Origin of the sequence: Dendronalium phyllosphericum CENA369 (assembly GCF_016056275.1) — a bacterium.
Lineage (GTDB): Bacteria > Cyanobacteriota > Cyanobacteriia > Cyanobacteriales > Nostocaceae > Dendronalium > Dendronalium phyllosphericum.
The window spans coordinates 1-23,036 of record NZ_JAECZA010000073.1 but is presented as its reverse complement, the minus strand read 5'-3'; the positions used below and the strand labels follow the sequence as shown (position 1 = coordinate 23,036).

Below are 23,036 nucleotides of genomic sequence, written 5' to 3'. Positions count from 1 at the left end.
CCCCACACCCCACACCCTACACCCCGCCCCAACGGCAGGGCTGTTTCATTCCCTAAGACTAGTAAAATTGCAAGTGTTGAGGGGATAAAAAATCATGGGTGCTTCTCTGATTGAACAACTGCGACAAGTTGAAGACTTCAGAACCACTGATGGTCGAAGACATCCACTTTGGTTAGTATTAATCCTTGTAATAATGGGCACGATGAGTGGATATATCGGGTATCGTGCGTGGGGAGATTTCGTCAAGCGGCATCGTCGTACATTGATAGAAATATTTAGAATACAAAAGCATGGTGTTCCTTCTGACTCGACTATCAGACGTGTGGTGATGGGAGTAGATTTTGATAAACTTGTCGCAATATTCAATCAATGGGCATATCAATACGTTGATTTAGAGCCATCTGAGTGGTGTGGAATCGATGGTAAGAGCATAAAAGGAACAGTAATCGACCACGAGAAATCATGTCAGAACTTTGTCAGCATAGTCTCAGTATTTGCCAGTAAAAGAGGACTCGTTTTAGGCATAGAAAAATTTGAAAACAAACAGGAGAGCGAAATCGTAATTGTGCAAAATTTGATTGCGGCTTTGGATCTCAAAGATGCTGTATTCAGCTTTGATTCTTTACACTGCCAAAAAAAACTTGCCAGTTAATCATAGACAGTGGTAACGATTACGTAATTGCTGTTAAAGAAAATCAGCCAAAACTTCATCGTCATATCCAAAGCGTTGCTGCCAAAACAAAGCCAACAAGTCGTTATATCGCAACCGAAAAAACAAGGGATAGACTCACAAAGCGAACTGTCGAAGTCTTTCATGAACTCAATGGAATAGATCCAAAATGGATTGGAATTAAGTCTTTAGTTCGGGTTGAAAGAGTTGGGACAAGGGGGGGTAAACAATACCATGATACTGCTTGCTATATCAGTAGCCTGATTTGCACAGCCAAAGAATTTGCTCAGGGTATTCGCGGTCATTGGAGTATAGAAAATCGACTTCATTGGGTTAAGGATGTAGTTTTCAATGAAGATCGTTCAACTATACATCTTGGTCATGCCCCAGCCAATCTCTCTGTTGTGCGAGCGATCGCCATTAATATACTCCGTCGAAATGGTCATCCTTCCATCACAATTTCTCAAAGATTTCTCTCTAATGATATTGACAAACTTCTTGCCCTTGTGGAATGAAACAGCCCTGCGCCCCGAAGGGGGCGGCTTAGTTTCCCTACTCCCCAATCCCTACTCCCTACTCCCTTTTATTATCCAAGAGAATCCGGAATTAGTGTTGCTCGTGTTGCAAGTGGTTATCAAGATTTAGAATCTTTGTTTACAGATGAATAGTAAAAGTGTAACTATGTTTTTGGTCTAGAACTTATCGCTCTGTTTAAGAGCATAAAACACATTTGGCACTAATTTAGAATCTATACTTCTGCCTCCTAACCTTTGTACAGACGCGTAGACACTCGTAAGAGGGGCTTCTCGTAAGAGTATAATCGCGTCTGTACTCAGCACTCATAATCACGACAACTGACTAAATTGCTACTGCTCGCTTTTCTAAGCGTAGTTCAAAGCGATCGCCTGGGTTAGGTTCAATGACTTTTGTCGCAAGATTATTTTTTTCTAACAAAGAACGAAACTCTTCAAAACTTCCCGCTGTTTTCAAGAACTTCGTCAGGAATCCTTCAAATATCACATCTCCTGCTGCTGCTGTGGAGAGCATTACTTGTGGTTGTAACCACTTTGCCACTTCCAATGCACTGTTCGTTCCTTTCAGAATCGGCCCCAGCAATGGTAATCCCATATCCATAATTGGCGTAATTATGACATCTACTGGTGCAAACTGTTTCAGTTGTGGGGAATGATAGCCGTGAGGCTCATAATAGAGCGTGAGATCGGTTTCTAACTCTTTGAATAAATAACCATTTTCTACGAGAGTTGGGCCAATTTGCGAACCAGGAAAAGCCTTTATTTCCACTTGATTATTAAGAGTAAAACTTTCACCATGAGCTAGGGATGTCACAGAGGTGTAACCCAATCCTTGCACTACTTTTGCCGCATTTGGAGAAGCTACAACCTTAATGTTGCGGTCAAGCTGCTTGAGTGTTGGGGGGTGAGCGTGGTCTTCTAAACCCTGGGACAGCAAAATTAGATCGATATTCTCCGGTATTGGACGTTCTTGAGGTCTGGAGCCTTTGAAGAACCAGTCCACATTGCCAAAAATTAAAGAACCAACCAGCCAAGGGTCAAGTAGTATCCTTTGGTTGCCGATTTCAATCAGCCAACTGTTGCTGTCTAACCAAGTTAAATACATAGCTAAAGCGAAGATAACACCTGTATTCATTATGAATCAGGTTAGCTGATGAGTTTTGCGATCGTTGCAATGAAAATAGTGAGTGGAGAGGGGCGCAAGGCTTTTCGTCCGTAGAATAGTATTGTACCGTTTCTTTGTGAAGCTGTATATATTTCCCCCGATAGCCTTTGCAAGTGGTATGAGCTAATCAGGATCTTTTTGTGTGCATACACTATGGGGATCGAGCGTGCAGATATTTATGATATAAAAATATTTTTTTTAAATTTAAGAAAAATAAAACAATTATTAAAGGTAAATGTACATAAAATTTGGTATGAATTTAATATCTAAATTTCTTGATGAAATGAAATAAATTTTATGACTAAAACATCAGTTCCTTCTTTCTTAAGCAGTTCTGGGAAAGATTTATTTAACTTAAAACAGCATCTCCAAGATTTTTTGCATTTGGATTCAAAAACTTTAGATATAAAATTAGAAAGTGGTCAGGAAAAATTGAGTAACTTAGGTCAGAAAGATTTTAATTGGGAAACGTCGGGAGATTTTTATCGTGACAAAGTAGGAGAGCTTTATTTATTTGAGTTGGGAGCTTGGCATTTAGGAAGTTATGACTATATCAAAGATACGCTTTTATTGATTGGCGATCGCGCTCAAGGTCAGGTATTAGATTTTGGTGGTGGGATTGGAACTCATACGATTGCTGCTGCCCTTTGCCCTCAAGTCAAACAAGTCATCTATTGCGATATTAATCCTATTAGTCATGATTTTGTTCGTTACAGAGCCGAACAAATAGGGCTAAACAACAAAATTATTTTTTGTCAGGAAATACCTCCAAAACAGACTTTTGATACCATCATTTGCTTTGATGTTTTAGAACATCTGCCAAATCCCGCTCAACAACTACTACAATTCCATCAGATTCTTAAACCTGAAGGTAAAATAATTCTCAACTGGTATTTCTTTAAAGGTTTTAATCAAGAGCATCCTTTTCACATGGACGATCCTCAAGTAGTAAACACCTTCTTCCAAACAATTCAGAGCAATTTTTTAGAAGTTTTTCACCCTTACCACATTACAGCTCGTTGCTACCGTAAATGGAATTGAATTTTTGTGTTTTGCAGCTAATGTATCTATTGCCTGATATCTCAATATTCCTTAACTTGTTTCTTGGATTCAGTAATTAACAGCCTAATGTTTTCCCTTGAGATTCCAAAAAACTGCAAATTAAATATGTGTAAAACTTTAGCTTAGTTGGCTGCGAAACTTATTAATACTAATAGTTAATAACACAACAGCAAAAGCCACTAACGCCAAAACATTAACCCACAAGACATCTAAACCAACACCTTTGAGCAAAATACCTCGAACGATCGCAATGTAATGACGTAGAGGATTGAGTAAAGATAGGACTTGAAATAAGGGAGGCATAGCTTCAATAGGTGCGATCGCTCCAGAAGTCTGTACCATTGGTAAATTAATAAAGAAAGATGTCAAAACTACTTGCTGTTGGGAACTACTGATAGTCGCCAACATAATACCCAAGCTAATCCCCACAAACAAATACATACTTGACAAGGCAAAGAATAGTAGAAAACTACCCCGGAATGGCACATGAAATATTACTGTTGCTAAAGTTATAGCTAATAAAACATCTCCCATTAATAAAAATGCCAAAGGAACAATTTTTGACAGTAATATTTGCCAGTTAGCAGCTGGAGTCATTAACAATTGCTCTAAAGTTCCCGTATCTTTTTCCCGAACAACAGTAATAGCTGATACTAATGTGCCAATTAATGTTAAAACTAAACCCATTACTCCCGGAACAAAAAACCAACTACTAGTCAAGCCGGGGTTATAAAGAAACACAACTTCAGTTGCGACTGGAGGACTTGCTTGACCTTGGGTTAATTGCAGGTTATATTGCTGGACAATTTGATTCATATAATTTCCCGCAATCCCGGCTGTATTCGCATTTACAGCATCGATAAATACTTGAATTTCTGCTGATTTTTGTGCCAATTGACGCGGAAAATCGGGGGGAATGACTACTCCGACATCTAACTTACCTTCTTCTACCTGACGACTCAATTGTTTTTCACTATTTGGTACAGACTCTAAGGTGAAAATTCGATTGGATGTCATAGCGGAAACTAATTCACGACTAGCGCTGACATTGGCATAGTCGATGACACCTAAGCGTAAGTTATGAACGTCGGGATTGAGAGCAAATCCATACAGCAACAATTGAATTGTCGGCGGAACAACTAACAAAACAATTAGTTGTTTATTACGTAAAATTTGATTAATTTCTTTCTGCACTAATGCCCAAAAAGGACTATCAAATAATCGCTGGATAAATTTCATAAATTGAAATTGATTATAAAAATTACGAATTACGAATTACGAATTACGAATTACGAATTATTCTAACTGGGTAATTGCATTCGACTTAAAACTCGGCGCGATACGTTGAAAAATACTAATCCCAAAGCTGCCAGCATAATTAAATCAAACCAAACCCCAGCAAATCCCGTACCGCGCACAAAAGCATCACGAGTAATATCAATGTAATAGCGCGCTGGAATTATATTAGGTGCTAATGATAAAGGGAAAGGAATATTGTTGAGAGGATAAATAAAACCTGAGAGTAATAATGATGTAATAAAGCCTACGAGAGAAACACCTTGTACGGCTGCATTTTGATTGCTACTACGGACTCCTAACAGCAGTCCAAAGAAAACGCTATCTACTAAAAATAGTAAAGTGCCGAGTAGTAAAGTTATGGGGTTGCCAACTATGCCAACTTGGAAAATCATAGAACCTAAAACCATAACTGTTAATGTCTCGGCAATGGCAATTAATAAGTATGCTAATCCTTTACCAAGTAATAGTTCGGTGGCACTAATACTAGAAGCATAAACTTGTAAAATTGTACCTTTTTCTTTTTCGCGTACCATTGCGATCGCTGCTAATAATGAAGGAAAAATCCACAGTATAACTCCGTATACTCCTGGTACAATATACAGCGATTCTAATCTCCCAGGATTAAACCATAAACGCATTCGGGCTGTGATAGTACTAGTAGCGGGTAGCAGTCCATGCTCTTGCATAAAAAAGTTTGTAACTCTTTGAATACTATTTCTAATTACACGAGCATTGTTAACATCTGTTGCATCGATTAAAACTTGCACATTTGTACTTCTACCTGCTTGAATATCGCGGCTAAATTCTGGCGGAATAATTACAGCTGCTTTAGCAATTCCCTTATCTATGGCATCGCGTGTGGGATTACCGCCAAACCATTGTCTAGGCACAAATTGATTGGTAGCATACAATCTTTCGGTGTAACTACTACTTAAGTTTGTCCGATTAAAATCTTGTACTATTAGAGGAATATCTTTACTCTCTAATCTAATAGCAAAACCAAAAATTACCAGAGTAATAAATGGTAATAAAAATGCTAATGCCAATGTCAGGCGATCGCGGCGGAATTGGGCTATTTCTTTCACACATTGAGCAAGAATTCGTTTCATAGCTCTTAGGGATTCGGTATTGGGTATTGGTGATTGGGTACTGAGCAAAATTTTTATTACAAACGCGATTAATCTCTTGTACAGACAAGGGTTAATCGCGTCTCTGCCCTACTTCCTAACTTTGCGATCGCTGTACTATGCCAATAAAGGCATCTTCTAAAGAAAAGGAAATGGAACGCAGAGAATTGACAGTAATTTGATTGGCTTCTAAAAGTTGAGTTAATTGATTTATTTCTTGTTCGGGATTATCGAGGACAACGTGTAAACTATCAGCAAAAATCGAGATCCGCCAAGGTTCAAAGTGTTGTTTGAGTATCTTAGAAGCTGTTTGGTTTCGATTGACAATTAGTTCTATTAGTTGTCCCGGTTGCGAGGCTTTGATAGAACTGGGCGAACCTTCGGCAACAGTTTCGCCTGCAACCATAAAACTCATACGGTTGCATTGTTCGGCTTCTTCTAGATAATGTGTTGTCACTAATATGGCAGTACCGTTGCGCGCAAAGTCATTAATCAGCTTCCAAAACTGGCGACGTGCCAACGGATCTACTCCTGATGTTGGTTCATCTAAAAATAAAATATCTGGTTCGTGCATCACAGAAGCACCGAAAGCTACCCGTTGTTTCCAACCTCCCGGTAGCTGTCCGGTAATCATATTTGCTTGTCCTTCTAAGCCACAGGTAGCAATTACCCAATCAATTTTATCGCGTCGGAGTTTGCGGGGTACGCCGTAAACTCCGCTATAAAATTCTAGATTTTGCAGAATAGTTAAATCGTCGTAAAGGGTGAATTTTTGACTCATGTAACCGATGCGTCGCCGTAAGTCTGCACTACGCAGATTTCCGGTTTCACCACCTAAAGAAATTTCCCCGCCGCTAGCTTCTAGCAATCCGCACAGCATTTTTATTGTGGTGGTTTTGCCAGCACCGTTAGCACCTAACAACCCAAAGATTTCCCCATAGCGCACCTCAACGTTGACATCTTTCACAGCTTGAAACTTGCCAAAGATACGGCTGAGGTTGCGAGCATATATGGCTAGTTCTGAGTGTTGAGTAGGGAGTGCTGAGTGCTGAGTGCTGAGTTCTGAGTGTTGAGTAGGGAGTGCTGAGTGCTGAGTGCTGAGTGCTGAGTGTTGAGTATTAAATACTCCCCCAGCCTCCCCAGCTTTCCCAGCTCCCCCGCTCCCCAGTCCCCGCTTGCGAAAACGGGGAAATGGAAAAAATTGCGGTGCGGAACCTTGTTGTCGCAGGCGCGTAACAAAGACGTTTTCTAATGTGGGTTCGCCACGCTCGATACTGGGAGAGGGTAACTGATTTTTTTGCAGTAGTTCGCGGACTTCGGTTTCACCGGAATCTAAATCTGGAACGAGGACATCCAAGCGATCGCCAAAAGTCTGCACATCTACTATATTTGTCTGGTCAGTTTGGGAGAGTATTCTTTCTGTTGTCTCTAGGTTTGCTGTTCGCACTTCTAAGCGATGCAAGCCCAAGTTAGCCCGTAACTCTGCGGGTGTGCCAACTTCATGAATTTGTCCGCTGTACATCAAAGCCACGCGGTGACAGCGTTCGGCTTCGTCTAGGTACGGTGTAGCGACTACAATTGTCATTCCCTCCGCTGATAATTCTGCTAGCACATCCCAAAATTCCCGCCGAGAAACAGGATCGACACCTGTAGTCGGTTCATCTAGTAACAATACTTCTGGTTGCGAAACCAAAGCACAACATAGCGCCAGCTTTTGTTTCATTCCCCCAGAAAGTTGTCCTGCCAAGCGATCGCCAAATCGCTCTAAATTCATTAATTTTAAATATTTCTTGCGGCGTTCTGTTAACAAATCATCTGCTACTTGCCGCAATCCTGCTGCATAGCGTAAGTTTTCATCAATACTCAAATCCAAATACAGCGAAAACTGTTGCGTAAGATAACCAGTCATTAATCGGGCATCTCGTGCAGGTTGATTAAATATTTGCACCTCTCCTGCCGTTGCTTCCATCACACCGCCCAAAATGTGAAAGGTGCTAGTTTTCCCCGCACCGTCAGGGCCGATTAATCCAAACAGTTCGCCTTTGTGGACACTGAAATCAATTCCCCGCACAGCAACTAAGTTTCCATAGTGCTTGTGCAAACCATGAACTTTAATTGCTGTGTTTGGCAGACTAGATGATTGCGGTAAATTGCGAGGGAAAGTAGTAAGTTCCTGTTTCATTACCTTTAGCTTGAAAGTGCTGAGTTAGGGGTTAGTTGTCAGTTGTCAGTTGTCAGTTGTTATTCTTACCTCCCCTGTTCTCCCTGCCTCCCCTGCTCTCTGTTCTCCGCTTTCAAACTAATTTCGGCATCTGCTGGCATTCCCATTTTGGCGCAGGGTAAATCTGATTCTGTGTAGGGATTTTTAGGATTAAAGCAGTTATCAGGGTTTTGAACTTCGATGCGAATTCCTACTACTTGTCTGACTCTATCTTTTTGAAAGTAAATATTCTCTGGTGTAAATGAAGCTTGCGGATCGATCGCAATTACTTTACCTTCTAGTGGTTTGTCTGGTGCAGAATCAATCGAGATTTTCGCTATCTGTCCTAGACGCACTCTGCCAATATCGCCTTCGGGAATAAAACCTCTAAAATAGACTGTCTTCGGGTCAACAATTGTCAAAATATTAGTTTGACTGCTAACTACTGCACCCGGTTCGACACTACGGGCAGTTACTACCCCATCTAAGGGACTAACTACATTTAAATCTTTTTTAGAGTCTGCAATCTGAGTCTGGATTTGCTGCTGTGATGCTTGGGCATCTTTGATTTTGGCACGGGCTGATTTGACTTTTGCCTGTGCAGATTTAAGTTGAGCAAAACTTTGCTGCTGTTTTCTGACTAATGCTGTTAACTGGGCGTTACGAATGTCAGGATTGAAACCTGTGGTTTTGGCTTGTGTTAAGGCCCCCGATGCTGCACTTAACTGTTGGCGTTCGGCATTAACTGTTGCAACTCGTGCTTCTAAGGTTGCTACTGCGGTATCAAGAGTAGTTTGTGCTTGGTCAAATTGTTGTTGATTGATAGCCCCATCTTTGACTAATTTGGCATAGCGATCGCGGTTAATTTTTGCTAAATTAACTTCTGCTGCTGCCTGCTTAACTTGTGCTTGGGCTTGCACTAATGTGGCTCTTGCTGCTGCGACATTTGATAGTGCCTGCTCGATTCTACCTTGAGTATCCCCTTGGGACTGCTGCACATTTAGTTTGGCTTCATTAATTTGGCTGTTGATTTCCTGAATTTCTCTAGCGACTTGCTCAACATCTGAAATTGCCTGTTGTTCATCATACTCAGCAGATGTCACTCTCGCTTGCGCTCCGCGTAGTTGGTCTTGCAGCAATTGGTCGTCTGTATTGTCTAACTTAATTAATTGTTGCCCCTTTTTTACCGCTGCCCCTTCTCGCACGGCAATTGATTCAATTCTGCCAGAACGCTTTACCCCAATTTCGGTTTCGTAACCCTCAATTCGTCCGCTGACTTGGAGTACATTTACTGCCCCTCGCGGTTGACTGTGCCATACAGCGTAGCCAATGCCACACACCACCAGTAATCCCCCAATCAGTAAAGGAATCGGTTTCTTGCGGCGTTGCTGCTTGGGTACTGGAGTATCTTGAAGATTTTCCGGTAATGGCGGGACAGTCTGAGTCATGGTAGCACACTGAATTGGGAAAATATTTTGTCAAGAAGAACTCAGGATTTGAATTCTCGGTCATCATACTAGACTGTTTGGTATGATACAAGGAATATGCAAAAAAATTTACTCTTCATGCGTAAAATCCCTACTTCTCAAATAGAAAATCCTTCACCTGCGATCGCTCAAAAACAAGAGCAAATTTTGCAAGGAGCCATACGGGTATTTTTGCAGGAGGGTTACGCTAGAACTAGTATGGATCGCGTCAGCGCAGAAGCTGGAGTATCGAAGCAAACAATATACAGTCACTTTCAAGATAAAGAAGGATTGTTTAAAGCGTTGATCGAACGGTTAACGATCGCTTGTTTTCAAAGTATTTTTTGCATAGAAAAATTGCAGGGCGATCCAGCAATTTTATTGCGTCAAGTTGCCAAAATTTATTTAACTAAAGTCGCTGATAATCCCGATTATTTAGCGTTATTGCGTTTGATTATCGCCGAGTCACAAAATTTTCCAGAGCTAGCCAAACTTTATACCCAGACTGTTGTGCAACGCGGTCGGCAAATATTGAGTCAGTATTTCGCATCCCATCCAGAATTAGGAATTTCTGACCCAGAAGCAATGGCTCACATTTTTTTTGGTTCGCTGGTATCCTATATAATTGTCCAGGAAATGCTGTACGGCAAAGAATTGATATCTTTATCACGCGATCGCTTGGTTGATAGCTTAATGAATTTGGTTATCAGCCAGTCCAAAAATATTCAATAGCAACAGTAATACAAAAAGATACCTGGAAACATTATCCCAAGGTTATAGTTGTTCTTCTCGAAAATACAAAAGAAACAGCGATACAAAAAGATACCTGGAAACATTATCCCTCTGGCAAGCAATAGCAAGATACTTGGATTTCGGTCAAGGACGACCGCTAATTTTTGGGTGATGGTAAAAATGTTCTCAAAAGCCCTACTAAATTAGAACTGTCGCGCACCTTATGGTACAAGCATTTTAAAGACTTTCCACTCTTACAAAAGCTTGAAAACCTTGCTATTATGTACACATCCGCGAAACTATACCTGAAAACCCAAATACAGCAAAGCTTTCAAAGGTCAGCCGCAAAACACCTTATCCCTTATAGGGATTGAAACGCTTGACGAATCGATTAATGCACAAGCACCGAACTATGGCAAAACACCTTATCCCTTATAGGGATTGAAACACTTGAAACTTACTAAATGCCTATTGGGGATTGAAATTAAGACTATGTTAGAAACCACAAACCTGAAAAATATCTTCAAAAAATTTGCTATAGCCAGAAATCGTGCTTCTTCCAAAGAAAATGAGGCAATGAGAGCTATCGTATATAGCATGGATTTACTACTACCTGGTTTGTATATATGGCTATTTGGTTTTAGTTTTCGTATTGGTGGGAGCGTACCAGATGATATTCCTTATAAATATCCCGGTAAAATTCACGAGTTAGCTGGAATTGCTTTAGTATTACCAGGATATAGAATTTTTACGACTTATCGGGGTAGTTATGACCCTAAACAGACATCAAATACAGGGACTAACAGCTTTTAATTGTACGGTTCTCGACTCAAATACTTTTGAAACTTTGATGACTCAGGCAGGGTATTCAATCTCAGGTAGCGCACCTGCACAGTCTAATAGAATAAAAGTATGGTGGATTCATCAGGAATATCCAAGAGTCGAATCCGTATATAGTCCAGACAAGAAAATAGTGATAACGGCGTATCATATTAACTAATATTTTTAATTTCTATTAACCTAAAAAATCTGCTAAATCACTAGAGTTTGGCAGGTTTTTAATATTTAAAAACTTACTTTTTTTCAACACAAATATCCAGTATTCCCCGATCTGCATCTAATGTTGCCTGCACTCCCACGGGTAAAGCAGCATTGGGGATGTTGTGACCAAAAGGCAGATCGGAGACAACAGGGATACCCAAATCACCCAAGCGATCGCGCAGTACTTCTTCGACACTAAAGCTAGGGACGCTTATTGGTGGTTCGCAGCGAGTAAAGCTTCCCAAAGCGATACCACGAACTTTTGACAAAGCACCACTTAAACGCCATTGTGTCAGCATTCGGTCAATGCGGTAGGGTGCTTCTGTGACATCCTCTAAGGCTAGAATTACATCATCTAAATTCGGTTGTATGGGTGTCGCTAAAAGATGAGTTGCCACTGTCAGATTACCTGCCAGTAAAATGCCAGTAGCACTACCACCGCCCCAGCCACAACCTTTGAGAGGGGCGAGAGGCCGACCTTCCACCAAATCAAATAATCGCTGCAATGACCAATCTGGTTCATCTGCCAAAGTCGTCAGTACAGGAGCGTGAACGCTAGAAATCCCCGCTGTGTAAAGACTCCATAATAAAGCAGTGATGTCTGAAAAACCAATTAGCCATTTCGGAAGCGTTGATGTCTGCCAATGCCAATTTTCCAAAATGCGGGTACTGCCGAAACCACCTCTGACACAGAGGATACCGCGACAATCGGGATCTTGCCAAGCTGCGGCTAGTTGTTGGCTGCGTTTTTCATCTTTTCCAGCTAAATATCCCCAGCGTTCAGCGATATCTGACATGATTTCTACTTTATAGCCACGCGATCGCCAAATTTCTACACTCTGCCCCAACATTTCAAATTCTCGCAAAGCCCCACTAGGAGCAATTATTCGCAGTAAGTCACCAGAACGAAGGGGCGGAGGTAAGATTTTCGATTGCATGAATAATTTTGTTAAATGTCAGTTTTCGTAGAGACGCGATTAATCGCGTCTGAAGAGTCAGTTTTCGTACAGACGCGATTAATCGCGTCTGTACAAGAGTCTCCCTTGTCTCCCTCTGCTCCCCTGCTCTTTAATTTCCTTGCAATGAGGCATTTAAGATTTTTTCGATGCGATCGCGTGTTTCTAGTAAATGCGCTTGGGTGTATTCATCTTTGGAGTTGACCTGCTTCAGTTTATCATCCAACTGCCTAATTTTATACCAAGCTATCGTTCGAGCATCTTCTGGTACATCTTCTTTCCGCAACACCATATTAGCTAAGATGTCTAGGTATTCCCTTTGCAGGTTGCGTCGCAGGCTGGTAATCTTCAGCGAATCGCCTTTTGGTTGTAGCACTTCTGTCCAGATTCCTGATTGCAAAGTATCAAACAGTTCTGGTATGGTGAGTGATTGACCTGTTTGAGTTTTGAGTTCGATATCTGTGAGGCGGGAAAGGCGATCGGCTGAAAGTAAATCTCGCAGTACAGAACCTTGCATGAACAATATCAACTCAGAAATTGGATAATCCAAACGACCAGTACGCGGATAACTACCCCAATGCCGCCAGCGAGAAGGTGCTAATTTATTCAATAGTTCTGGTGAAAAGTTCAAAGCATCTTCTGCAAACACATACTTTTGCAGAATCTTTAATGCTTGCCGTTGTTCTTCGACAGGCACTGGTTCAAATGGTAATCGTTGTTGGCGGACATCAGAAGCATTCTCATTTGACTTATTAGATGATGTCTTGTCAGGCTGGACTCTGTAAAAAGACTGACCACCAATGTATTTAGTAGCATAGTATATCTGCTGAAAATAGTTAGATAAAACTGTATTAAAACGTCTGCTCAGATCGCTGTAACTCTCATCGGAAACTGGTAAACGCTTATTGAGACGTTCCCACATGACGCGCGAATTATCTAATTGCCACCGGGAATAAAGCAATACATTGCTACTGTTATCCCAAGCATCAGCAGTTGGGTCGAGGTCATACACATCCTCGTCGGTGGCATAACTATATTCGGGCTTGTAAGATTGGTTAGCAATTTCCTGCAATATTGGCTTTTCAGCTATGGGTGTTGTTGCCTGCGTTCTTGTGTAACCGTACTGAATAGCCCATTCATCGTATAGACCAATAGTTGTGGGAAAATAATCTCCTTGCTTTGTACCTTGAGGTGCAATGTTCGGTGGAATGTAGTCCATTACCGAAGCTGTTAGACCTTTATTATGGGTAATATCTTTATTATTCATATCCTCTGGTTTTAGGAGGGTACTACCACGAAAGTTATGCCGTAAACCAAGAGTATGTCCCACTTCGTGAGCAATAATTAAACGTAAATATTGATGAATATACTCTTTTAGCTGTTCTTGACTGGTTGTGCCGTCTTGAAGAAGGTTCATCGCCAAAGAACCAAAGGCAAACTGATTAGCAGCTTCCATCCCGTAGCACAAATCGTACTCTCCTGCCATTTTAGATAAACGGGGAAACAACCCTTTTTGTCCTTGTTCTGGGGACATACTGTTGCTTTTAGCTCCCAAACCATTAGTGCAAAGCATCCGATTTTGCATTAATGCTGATAAGGAAGTGCGCGTTGATAATTGATTGGGTTGTACGATGTTGCGATACTCACCTTTGAGCGCTCGGATAAAGCTGGCATCTACTAAAATGTCTGCGTCCAGGATTTCCCCAGTCAACGGGTTAACACGAGATGGCCCCATAGCAAAATAACCATCTACAGTGTTAATCCAACGAATTGTATTGTAGCGAATATCTGCTGGGTCCCATGTGGCATTATCCGGCATTTGGCGGACTTCAATTGCATCCTTGAATCCGGCTTTGAGAAAGGCTTTGTTCCACATCAGTACCCCTTCTTTGATGGCATCGCGGTACTCGAAGGGTACGGCATTATCAATCCAAAAGACAATTGGCTTTTTGGGTGGAGAAATTGCGGCTTTCGGGTCTTGTTTTTCTAAATTCCAGCGATTAATGTAGCGAACAAAAACATCGCTATTGTCATCTTTCGTTAAGTCTTGGTAGGCAGTGATGAAATAACCTACACGTTCGTCAGCAAAACGCGGACGGTAATTGTTGTCTGGAAGTTGGGAGAAGCTGTAGTGAACCCGCAAGGTGAAGCCACGGCTATCAGGTAAAACTGCAAAATTCGGTATTTCATTTTCGCGGCCGCTACCGCTACTAGAAAAATTTAAAACTGATTCAACTTCTATGTTCTGGGGAAAGGCTTTAGCATTACCAAAGTAAGATTGATCTGGGCTTGCGGAAACACCTAAACTCGAAGATAATCCGGCCAAATCTGTTAGCAACAAGTCACCCAAGTCGATCAAAATTGTTTTGCGTTGCGGATGAATGCTTTTAATCGGAATGTTGTAGAGTACGGAATCGCTAAATGAGCGAGCGAGCGATCGCGCTTGCGGATCTCCTTCACGAGTGCGAAAATTAACATTACGGACAACAAAGTGCAAGTTGTTATCCACTCGTTCCAAATAAAATAAAAAGTCTTGCAAGGGCATACCGCTGTAAATACCCTGTTCGCCAATGCCAGATTCTAGGGTTGCTGTCGCTAAGTAATTTTTATTTAGCTGCTCTGGTTTTATTTCTAAATAAATTTTATTCTTTTCTTTATTACGATAAAGAGTAAATAATCCTCCTGTTTTGACAGTATCTTTAATTACTGTGTCAAAATTTTCTAAATCATCCTTTTTCGGTGGTTTATTACTTGGCTTTGGTTTATCTTCTAGCTTATCTGAGGTTTTTTCGGCTTTTAAAAAGGGTTGCTGACCTGCTTTTTTTAAATCTTCAACTACCCAGGTAAAAGGTTGGCGCTGTACTTGTTTATTTTGATTAATTACCCAAACCTGCTGGGATATTTGTCCGAGATGCGATCCCGGCACAGTTTTGATATCGGCATTCTCTCTTATGCTCGATCCCTGCTTTGTGGGTATCTCGATTTTGTCTTCTTGTGCCTTCTCAATCGGTAAAACTTTATTTATTTTTTGGTTCTCGTCCAAAGTTGTATTTGCCCCATCTCCAGGTAACGATTCCGCACTAACACTCGCGATGCCTAAAAACAAACTATGCAACAAAATTACATAAAAAGTTACTCTTTTCATTTAATCTATCCCTGACAACTACTGCTAATTAATTTTTAACTTTTGCAAAGTAAAGTATATTTACCTCATTTAATAGAGCAAATCTGAAAATCCTCCTATTCACAGTAATGAATGCTGAAGAGTCACCGACATAGGCAGGCGGGTCTCTCGATTTGAGTGGACTAGCATCAAGTGGCGTGGCTGAGTTACCGAAGTTGCAACTTCTCCCTGGTGTTGAGTTAGGAGTTAGAAGATAAAAAGGAAAAGAGTCAGAACTTTGTTTAATTCTCCTTCCCCTACTATTTACCCCTAGCCCAAGGCGAAGCCTGCTCCCCTGCCTTGTTTAAGTAGCTACCTGATATCAAGCAACTAATTTTTCAATTGAGTTTTAACTGCCATTTTCCTGTTTGGTTGCGCTGTTTTACTGTAGTATTTTTCCTAATAATTGCGTCTGTAACAAACAGTACGTATTATTTTTACATCAGCTCGTTCGACATGCTGGAGGAGAAAAACACAACAGCCTCGTTAAAATAATCTACAATAACTGATTTTTCTAGGAAAGGAATAAATCTTTAAGCTATAACTCAATTTATTTGGACAAAAAATACTATTAGCTGCGGTTTAGCTTTTGGTAATAGATTTTTCAATAAAAATACACATATTACTTTATACTTTATAATTTACATTTTCTCGTTTAGTATCCAAAATCCCCCAGAGCAAACATCAACATTTAACACAACATCTATTAAGTCATAACGGATACAAAAATGTCACAATTATCTCAAATTTGGCAGCTTTTGAAAAATTCTGTGAAAAATATACGGTTACAAAACAGAGAAGAGCCAACGGTTGTAGAAACAGAAACATTTTTTTCGTCAGACCAAATAGACTTTGTTAACGAAGGTTTATCGCCTGAAAGACTGCAAAAAAGCTTAGAAGAATGGACAAAACTAGACGATTGTTGTAGTTTTAACACAAGTCAGCCATCTGTCACCCCCTACTCTAAAAGTAACCGTTACTCTTCGCTAGTCTACGGCAAGCCACGCAAAGCGCGTTTGCGGGTGCTGCTTTGTACTCAGAGTTCTGTGCAATACAGCGAACAAGAACCTGTAGTAGTTGAGAAAAGCTTTGTTGTCACACAGTCGCCGCCTGAGTCAAAAAACCGTCCTGCGGATGAGCGCGGATTTTGTTTTCGAGTAGGCGATCGCCTACTACACCAAGAGATTTACAATCTACTAGGTAACGGAGCGCTAACATCACAACTCGTCGAACAAGTGATGAACTTACTCCGACAAGACAAAACATTTCGTCCAGTAGAACTTTTCCAGCGTTTAGAAGATTTTTATACTCGCTGGTGTCGGGGAGAATTTATTGATGCTGCACCAAAAGATAACTTGCCTCAAAAAAAGATGACGGCAATGCTAGCACAAAATATTGCGATCGGACTGAGACAAGTAGATATATATACAGGACTTAACGTACTAATTTTACTTTTAGAGTTACACCGCTACGCCCAAGAGCAAGACAAGCTTCAGCCACAAATCGCTTTCTATCCATCCGCAAAAACAGATACAGATAACTTTTTTACCTCTCAACTACTGCGGATTATTAATTACAGCGATGCGATTGAAATCGGTAATTTTAGTAATATAGTCGGGGAATTTCTCAAAGGCTGTAACTTTAGCGGTGCTTATCTTGGTGATGCTAACTTAACTGGAGTCAATTTCAGCGGTGCTAATCTCAGTGGTGCATACCTGGGAGATGCTAATCTGACTGGTGCTAACTTTAGCAACGCCAACCTCACTAAGGTAAACTTTGGCGATGCCAACCTCAGCAGCGCTAATTTTAGTGGTGCTAATCTCAGCAGTGCCGACCTCAGCAGTGCTAACTTTAGTGGTGCTAACCTTAGTAGCGCAAACCTCCACCGTGCAGACCTGACCAGTGCCGACTTTAGTAGCACCAATCTTCAAGCTGCCGATCTCAGCCACACTAACCTCTGTAGTGCCAACCTCAAAAATAGCGACCTCAGCCGCGCCAACCTCACCCACGCTATCCTCTTCGGTGCAAACCTGAGTGATGCCAATCTCAGCAGCATTAACCTGAGTTATGCCGACCTTTGCCGCGCCGACCTCAGCGGTACTAACCTTTGTCAAGCTATCCTCAACGGTACTAACCTCAGCGACACTATTCTCTTTAGTACCAATTTGAGTGAGGCTATTCTCATAGCCGCAGACCTCAGCTATGCCAAACTCAACGGGGCCAAGCTCAACTATGCCAAACTTAATGGTGCAATGTTTTTAGGTGCTGACTTGAGTGGTGTAGACCTGAGTGGGGTCATACTTAACGATGCCGATTTGAGTGGGGTAATTCTCAATGATGCCATTCTTAGCGGTGCAGACCTTACCGATGCCATACTCTTAGGAACCGACCTTAGCTACTCAAACCTCAGCAGTGCCAATCTCAGTGGTAGCAACCTCACCGGTGCAATTCTCTATGGCGCGGATCTCAGCCACACCAACCTCAGTTACGCTATTCTCAGCGGTGCAGACCTCAGCGATGCCAATTTAGAACAGATGACCTGGGGTGAAAAGCAGCAATGGGAAGATGTAAAGGGGTTAGAGACAGCAGTGAATATGCCAGAAGCCTTAAAGCAGCAGTTGGGGTTGAGTTGATATAAAGACTGAAATTTGCCAGTACTCTGCAATGTTAATGCATCTCAATGCAATGCCAATGTATCCCGATGCAATGTTAATGTATCGCGATGCAATGCCAATGTATCCCAATGCAATGTTAATGTATCGCGATGCAATGCCAATGTATGCCGATGCAATGCCAATGTATCCTGACGCAATGCCAATGTATCCCGATGCATTAAAAACTCTACGCTTCTAGGCAAAACTGTACTAAGCACTCACTTACTCGCCTCTGCCTTGAAAAAGGGTGTGGGGTGTAGGGTGTAGGGTGTAGGGAATATTCCTTTTTCATGTATGGTGATGAAAATTTTTTCATCGGGACTGCCTGAATCATATAGGACTAGTATTTGATTTTTGAAAAAAATCAGTACAACTTCAAGAGGCTTTTTTCCTGTTCCCCATTCCCTGTTCCCTCCCTACACAAATAATTTCATAAATCAAACTGGATTCCTATAGATTTTACGCTAGGCTCTAAATAATCAGTAAATATACGAGTTTAAGCGAATGAAAAGCCGCTTATTAGAAGTCTGGCAGCAATTGAGAACATCCTTCTCTGTAGAAGAGAGTCCGAATACAACAGTTGAGACAGGCAAGGCTGTTTTAGCAGCAGTTCAAACCATTAAAAAACAAGGTGCTAGTGTCGAAGCCTTAAAATCTCTGTTACAAAATTCATCTTCATTGTTAGATGTATTGTGTTCGCCTTTGGCACAGGTATTAAGTGGGGGTTTGCCATTTTTGCCTATGGGAATTGCTTTGCTGAAATTTTATCGGGCAATCACAAAGCAAGACCCTAGTTTAGAAGATTGTGTATTTATAATTAGTCAAGCTGCTTATTTGGAAAGTGTTAAAGAAATTTTATCTATATATGCATCCGTTAACTGGGATGCTAATCCTAATATTCAAAAAGCCACAACAAAACAACTCCAAAAACTCAACGATCTGGAATTAGATTCTCAAACTGCTAGTGAGGCGATCGCCTGTTTTCATCAATCAGAATTAGCGCAGGCTTTTAACCAAGTATTGTTAGTTCGCTTGTTGCTAGCAAAAATTCCTAAAGCTAATGCAAGTCTTTTAATCAAACGGGTAGCTTGGAATACTTATCGTTATATAATTCAAGCTTGGATAGAGCTAGGTTATCCCATCAAAAATGCGAATCAACCTTCTTTATTAGATTGGCATGAAGAACAGCAAAAAATCCAAAGTATTGATGAATATTTAAAGTATTATATTTCTCCTAAACCGTTAGAATATCTCTTTAACGAACCATTTTCGTTGAAAGATATTTATGTACCTCTGACAGCCAAACCTCTAGATGAAAAAATAGAATACCTCGATTTAGAAACATGGGCTAAAACGATTCTTTTAAAACAAGAAAAGTTAGAGCAGGTGATGTTTATTCAAGGTCAAACTGGAAGTGGTAAAAGTGTCTTTTGTAGAATGTTTGCTGATTGGGTGCGGAAGCATTTGTACCCGACATGGATACCGATATTGCTTTGTTTAAGAGATATAGACTTAATTGAGTCGCGGTTAGAAAAAACTTTAGAAAGAGAACTTAAATCTGGTTATATTCAACTCGATAATAACTGGCTAACAAACAAAAATACTCGTTTTCTATTTATTTTAGATGGGTTTGATGAATTGCATTTTGAATCTAGAAACAATCTCAACCTAGAATTATTTATCAAACAATTAGCTAAGTTTCAGCAAGAGTGTAAATATGTAGAAATGGGACATCGAGTTTTAATTACTGGTAAGTCGATGTCTTTAGAAGGTATCCATAATTTGCCTAGCAATTTAGAGCGGGTAGAAATTGTGGAAATGGACGGACAACTCCAACAAAAATGGTTCGGTAAGTGGTCAGCGGTGCAAATTAATCCCAAAAACGCAAGCTTATGGCAATTTTTGCAAAGCGAAGAATGTCCGTCACAAGTGCAGAAATTAGCTCAAGAACCGCTCTTACTTTATTTTTTAGCGGCAATGTATCGAGATGGCAAATTAGTAATTGAGAAGTTAGAAAAAGCAACCCAGCAAACAGCCAAAACTATAATTTATCAAGAAGCTTTAGAATGGATATTAGCACAACCTTCGGAACGCGATCGCAATAATTTAAAACCTGAGTTAACGAAATACAAACCTGAAGATTTAAAGCGTCTCCTGACAGAAGCGGCTGTTTGTGTGGTGCAATCAAAAAATAAAGCTTCAATTTCCATGTTAGAAGCGCGTTTAGAAGAAGATGAAACTGCAAAAGCTCTCATTAAAAAAGCTAAGGGGAAGTTGGCTAATGAACCTCTGAAAACAGCTTGGGCTAATTTTTATATAACTTCTGCCGAGCGAGAAGATAGAATTGAGTTTTTTCATCAAAGTTTTAGTGAATTTTTGTTTGCCGAACGCCTCAAATCACGCCTAAAAATCTGGACGCAAGAGTATTTAGAAGAAGGCAGAAAACAACTAATTACTTCCGAAGCTCAGATGAATTGGCAAATTTACGATTTACTTGGTTTTGGCAAATTGACACCAGAAATCGTGGAATATCTCATGGGGTTGTTAACAGAAATTCCAGATTTTCCTTGGGAACAGTTATTTAAACGTTTAGAAAATTTTTACCATAATTGGTGTCAAGGGAAATTTATTGACTCTGCTGAAGAGACTTTGCCTCAGAAAAAGCTGCGACAGTTGCAAAAGTATGGAATTCGAGAACTCGGTCAGCGTCAGATAGATATTTATGCTGGCTTGAATGTGCTGATTTTGCTCTTGGAGTTACACCGCCACACTCAAAACCAAGACGATCTCAAAAAACAAATTACCTTCTATCCATCTGGTCAACCCAAAGGGCTTTTTTCCATCGCAGACCAACTCCTGCTTAGTATTAATTACGCTGATAGCATTCAATTGAGGAATTTTACTACTATAGTCGGACAATTCCTAAGTAACGCTAACCTTAGCGATGCATATCTTAGAGGAGTAGTCCTCAGTCACGCTAACCTCAGCAATGCTAACTTCAGCCGCGCTAATCTCAGCTATGCGAATCTCAGTCACGCTAACCTCAGCAATGCTAACTTCAGCCGTACTAACCTCAGTGATGCGAATCTCTGTGGCGCTAACCTCAGCCGCGCTAACCTCAGCGATACTAAACTCAGTCGTGCAGACCTCAGCCGCGCTAACCTCAGCGATGCTAACCTCAGCCGCGCATACCTTAGCCATCTAGACCTTAGCGATGCTAACCTTGGCGGTGCTAACCTCAGTAGTGCATTCCTCAACGGCGCTAACCTCAGCCACGCTAACCTCGAAAATATTTCCTGGGATGAATACACAAATTGGGAGAATGTACAAGGGTTATATATAGCAATTAATATGCCAGAAGTCTTAAAGCAACAGCTAGGGCTAATCTAAGGTCGTTTTCAATCCCCTCACGGGGTAATAGGCATTGGAAACTACGGTTCCGGCAGAAGTTCAAACTGCCATTGACAAGTTTCAATCCCCTTGCGGGGTAATAGGCGTTGGAAACTACTAGAGTTTATTGCTTCTTGGGGTGAGGTTTCCCCTTAGTTTCAATCCCCTTACGAGGTAATAGGCGTTGGAAACTTTTTCAATTTTAACAGACGCACAATTACTGGAACGTTTCAATCCCCTTGCGGGGTAATAGGCGTTGGAAACTAGACGCACACTTTGGTTTTTACTCTCGGTCTAGCTCGTTTCAATCCCTTTGCGGGGTAATAGGTGTTGGAAACAAGATTTCAAATTTGGGGTAAATGCGGTAACAATGAGTTTCAATCCCCTTGCGGGATAATAGGTGTTGGAAACCAAGATTAACCGTACTGTTAGCATCCCAGTCGATTGTTTCAATCCCCTTGCGGGGTAATAGGTGTTGGAAACTGCTCGATATTGAAACTTAATCAGAGCAAGGTTCCTGGGAAGGATTTTGGCAGATCGAAAAAAATGTTCATTTTCAGCCGACCTTATTGCAATTAATTTGCATCTTCCCACATTACTCAAACGCTGAAACTATTATCTTGTCATGGTTCTGCCGATTTTGGCAGACCCTAAGAGTTTTTGCCCCCGCTTCGACTTGCCAAACATCAAGTTAGTTAACCCATCATAAAACATTGCCTACCTTGTCCAGGAATTTCGCAACCATCTATAATTATTTCCTTGATTCCAGCTTTCTTATTAAGAATTTTAAGCTGTTAGTATAAATCCTGGACAATTCTCCGAATACACCTGTCACACTTGATAAGAAAAATGTAGTTTCGCACAGAGATTCTACTTCAAAAACAACTCTCGAATCCCCGTACTACCAATTTCTATCGCCAGTGCTGCCAACAAAAAGCCCAAAAGCTGAGTTATAATCACCCCACCCTCAGCACCAATCAAAGTTTCTATCCGGTTAGCCAAACGCAAAATCAACCAAGTCACAAACATTGCTGCCACAATACCCAGCATCACCGCAAGATAGGGATTTTGCGATTTTGACATTAATAACATCACCGTTGTCAGCGTACCCGGCCCTGCTAATAATGGCAAAGCCAGTGGCGTAATTGCCACATCGCGTCCTTCCTCAAGAATTGGCGTATCTAATTCTCCTCGCAGCATTTGCAAAGAAATTAGTAGCAATAAAAGTCCGCCAGCTACCCGCAAAGATGCCACGCTGATTTCCAAGTAAGTTAAAATAATTTGTCCGGCAAAAGCAAATAGCAATAAGACTGCGATCGCTACGATAATAGCTTTATCTATAACTTTGTTTCTTTCCTCTGGTGTCATGCCTTTAGTCAAAATCAAAACTATTGGTATATTACCGACAGCATCCGCTAAAACAAACACAGCAACAAAAGTTTGAACCAGAATGGAGGTATCCACAAGATAAAAGGTTGAGTTATTTATTAAGGTTTGATAACAACTTATCCTGAATTTTGCTTACTTTTCTAGAACCCGCAGGAAGAAGAGGGCAGGGGGAGCAGGGGGAGCAGGGGG

General features: G+C 40.9%; 14 protein-coding genes and 1 pseudogene. 7 read left to right on the top strand and 8 right to left on the bottom strand.

Annotated elements, in window-relative coordinates:
- The first annotated feature begins 94 nt into the window (after window positions 1-94).
- Window positions 95-1,185: pseudogene (locus I8752_RS38595) on the top strand (ISAs1 family transposase).
- Window positions 1,186-1,528: 343 nt separating this feature from the next.
- Here the strand turns inward: I8752_RS38595 and I8752_RS15825 are convergent.
- Window positions 1,529-2,308: an MBL fold metallo-hydrolase gene (locus I8752_RS15825; RefSeq protein WP_214433274.1), complete on the bottom strand. Its 780-nt coding sequence runs from the start codon at window positions 2,306-2,308 to the stop codon at window positions 1,529-1,531.
- Between the two features lie 357 nt (window positions 2,309-2,665).
- On the opposite strand from I8752_RS15825, the gene I8752_RS15820 reads away from it, so the two are divergent.
- Window positions 2,666-3,409: a class I SAM-dependent methyltransferase gene (locus I8752_RS15820; protein ID WP_214433271.1), complete on the top strand. Its 744-nt coding sequence runs from the start codon at window positions 2,666-2,668 to the stop codon at window positions 3,407-3,409.
- 138 nt (window positions 3,410-3,547) lie between these two features.
- Here the strand turns inward: I8752_RS15820 and I8752_RS15815 are convergent, their stop codons facing one another.
- From I8752_RS15815 to I8752_RS15800, 4 genes are all read right to left on the bottom strand, one after another.
- Window positions 3,548-4,669 carry an ABC transporter permease gene (locus tag I8752_RS15815; protein ID WP_214433270.1) on the bottom strand — a complete coding sequence of 374 codons (1,122 nt, stop codon included), beginning with the start codon at window positions 4,667-4,669 and terminating at the stop codon, window positions 3,548-3,550.
- 62 nt (window positions 4,670-4,731) lie between these two features.
- A complete protein-coding gene (locus I8752_RS15810) occupies window positions 4,732-5,838 on the bottom strand; it encodes an ABC transporter permease (RefSeq protein WP_214433269.1) in 1,107 nt (368 codons plus the stop codon).
- Window positions 5,839-5,953: 115 nt separating this feature from the next.
- Window positions 5,954-8,038 carry an ATP-binding cassette domain-containing protein gene (locus tag I8752_RS15805; RefSeq protein ID WP_214433268.1) on the bottom strand — a complete coding sequence of 695 codons (2,085 nt, stop codon included), beginning with the start codon at window positions 8,036-8,038 and terminating at the stop codon, window positions 5,954-5,956.
- A 65-nt stretch (window positions 8,039-8,103) separates the two neighbouring features.
- Window positions 8,104-9,504, bottom strand: coding sequence for an HlyD family secretion protein (locus tag I8752_RS15800; RefSeq protein WP_214433267.1), 1,401 nt, complete (start codon window positions 9,502-9,504; stop codon window positions 8,104-8,106).
- Between the two features lie 117 nt (window positions 9,505-9,621).
- Here I8752_RS15800 and I8752_RS15795 point away from each other — a divergent pair, with 117 nt between their 5' ends.
- Window positions 9,622-10,254, top strand: a complete 633-nt coding sequence (locus tag I8752_RS15795) for a TetR/AcrR family transcriptional regulator (RefSeq protein WP_214433266.1) — start codon at window positions 9,622-9,624, stop codon at window positions 10,252-10,254.
- A gap of 492 nt (window positions 10,255-10,746) precedes the next feature.
- A complete protein-coding gene (locus I8752_RS15790; RefSeq protein WP_214433265.1) occupies window positions 10,747-11,067 on the top strand; it encodes a hypothetical protein in 321 nt (106 codons plus the stop codon).
- Window positions 11,068-11,327: 260 nt separating this feature from the next.
- Here the strand turns inward: I8752_RS15790 and I8752_RS15785 are convergent, their stop codons facing one another.
- Complete coding sequence (locus tag I8752_RS15785; protein WP_214433264.1) at window positions 11,328-12,233, bottom strand: S66 peptidase family protein; 906 nt, start codon at window positions 12,231-12,233, stop codon at window positions 11,328-11,330.
- A gap of 130 nt (window positions 12,234-12,363) precedes the next feature.
- Entirely contained in the window at window positions 12,364-15,396 is a 3,033-nt protein-coding gene (locus tag I8752_RS15780; RefSeq protein ID WP_214433263.1) for a zinc-dependent metalloprotease, read from the bottom strand.
- A gap of 746 nt (window positions 15,397-16,142) precedes the next feature.
- Between I8752_RS15780 and I8752_RS15775 the strand changes: the two genes are divergently transcribed.
- The 3 genes from I8752_RS15775 to I8752_RS15765 all read left to right on the top strand — a co-directional run bounded on the left by I8752_RS15775 (window position 16,143) and on the right by I8752_RS15765 (window position 21,458).
- Window positions 16,143-18,047, top strand: a complete 1,905-nt coding sequence (locus tag I8752_RS15775) for a pentapeptide repeat-containing protein (protein ID WP_225895682.1) — start codon at window positions 16,143-16,145, stop codon at window positions 18,045-18,047.
- A 31-nt stretch (window positions 18,048-18,078) separates the two neighbouring features.
- A complete protein-coding gene (locus I8752_RS15770) occupies window positions 18,079-18,267 on the top strand; it encodes a hypothetical protein (protein ID WP_214433262.1) in 189 nt (62 codons plus the stop codon).
- A gap of 305 nt (window positions 18,268-18,572) precedes the next feature.
- Window positions 18,573-21,458, top strand: coding sequence for a pentapeptide repeat-containing protein (locus tag I8752_RS15765; RefSeq protein WP_214433261.1), 2,886 nt, complete (start codon window positions 18,573-18,575; stop codon window positions 21,456-21,458).
- An 870-nt stretch (window positions 21,459-22,328) separates the two neighbouring features.
- Here I8752_RS15765 and I8752_RS15760 read toward each other — a convergent pair.
- The gene (locus I8752_RS15760; RefSeq protein WP_214433260.1) at window positions 22,329-22,922 is read right to left on the bottom strand and encodes a MarC family protein; all 594 of its coding nucleotides are present in this window, start codon (window positions 22,920-22,922) and stop codon (window positions 22,329-22,331) included.
- Window positions 22,923-23,036: the final 114 nt, after the last annotated feature.

Excerpts from the sequence above, each read along its gene's own strand:
- I8752_RS15785 (WP_214433264.1), bottom strand. The coding sequence starts at position 12,233 with ATGCAATCGAAAATCTTACCTCCGCCCCTTCGTTCTGGTGACTTACTG.
- I8752_RS15775 (WP_225895682.1), top strand. The coding sequence starts at position 16,143 with ATGTCACAATTATCTCAAATTTGGCAGCTTTTGAAAAATTCTGTGAAA.
- I8752_RS15810 (WP_214433269.1), bottom strand. The coding sequence starts at position 5,838 with ATGAAACGAATTCTTGCTCAATGTGTGAAAGAAATAGCCCAATTCCGC.
- I8752_RS15770 (WP_214433262.1), top strand. The coding sequence starts at position 18,079 with ATGTTAATGCATCTCAATGCAATGCCAATGTATCCCGATGCAATGTTA.
- I8752_RS15780 (WP_214433263.1), bottom strand. The coding sequence starts at position 15,396 with ATGAAAAGAGTAACTTTTTATGTAATTTTGTTGCATAGTTTGTTTTTA.
- I8752_RS15800 (WP_214433267.1), bottom strand. The coding sequence starts at position 9,504 with ATGACTCAGACTGTCCCGCCATTACCGGAAAATCTTCAAGATACTCCA.
- I8752_RS15805 (WP_214433268.1), bottom strand. The coding sequence starts at position 8,038 with ATGAAACAGGAACTTACTACTTTCCCTCGCAATTTACCGCAATCATCT.
- I8752_RS15825 (WP_214433274.1), bottom strand. The coding sequence starts at position 2,308 with ATGTATTTAACTTGGTTAGACAGCAACAGTTGGCTGATTGAAATCGGC.
- I8752_RS15820 (WP_214433271.1), top strand. The coding sequence starts at position 2,666 with ATGACTAAAACATCAGTTCCTTCTTTCTTAAGCAGTTCTGGGAAAGAT.
- I8752_RS15765 (WP_214433261.1), top strand. The coding sequence starts at position 18,573 with ATGAAAAGCCGCTTATTAGAAGTCTGGCAGCAATTGAGAACATCCTTC.
- I8752_RS15790 (WP_214433265.1), top strand. The coding sequence starts at position 10,747 with ATGTTAGAAACCACAAACCTGAAAAATATCTTCAAAAAATTTGCTATA.
- I8752_RS15815 (WP_214433270.1), bottom strand. The coding sequence starts at position 4,669 with ATGAAATTTATCCAGCGATTATTTGATAGTCCTTTTTGGGCATTAGTG.
- I8752_RS15795 (WP_214433266.1), top strand. The coding sequence starts at position 9,622 with ATGCGTAAAATCCCTACTTCTCAAATAGAAAATCCTTCACCTGCGATC.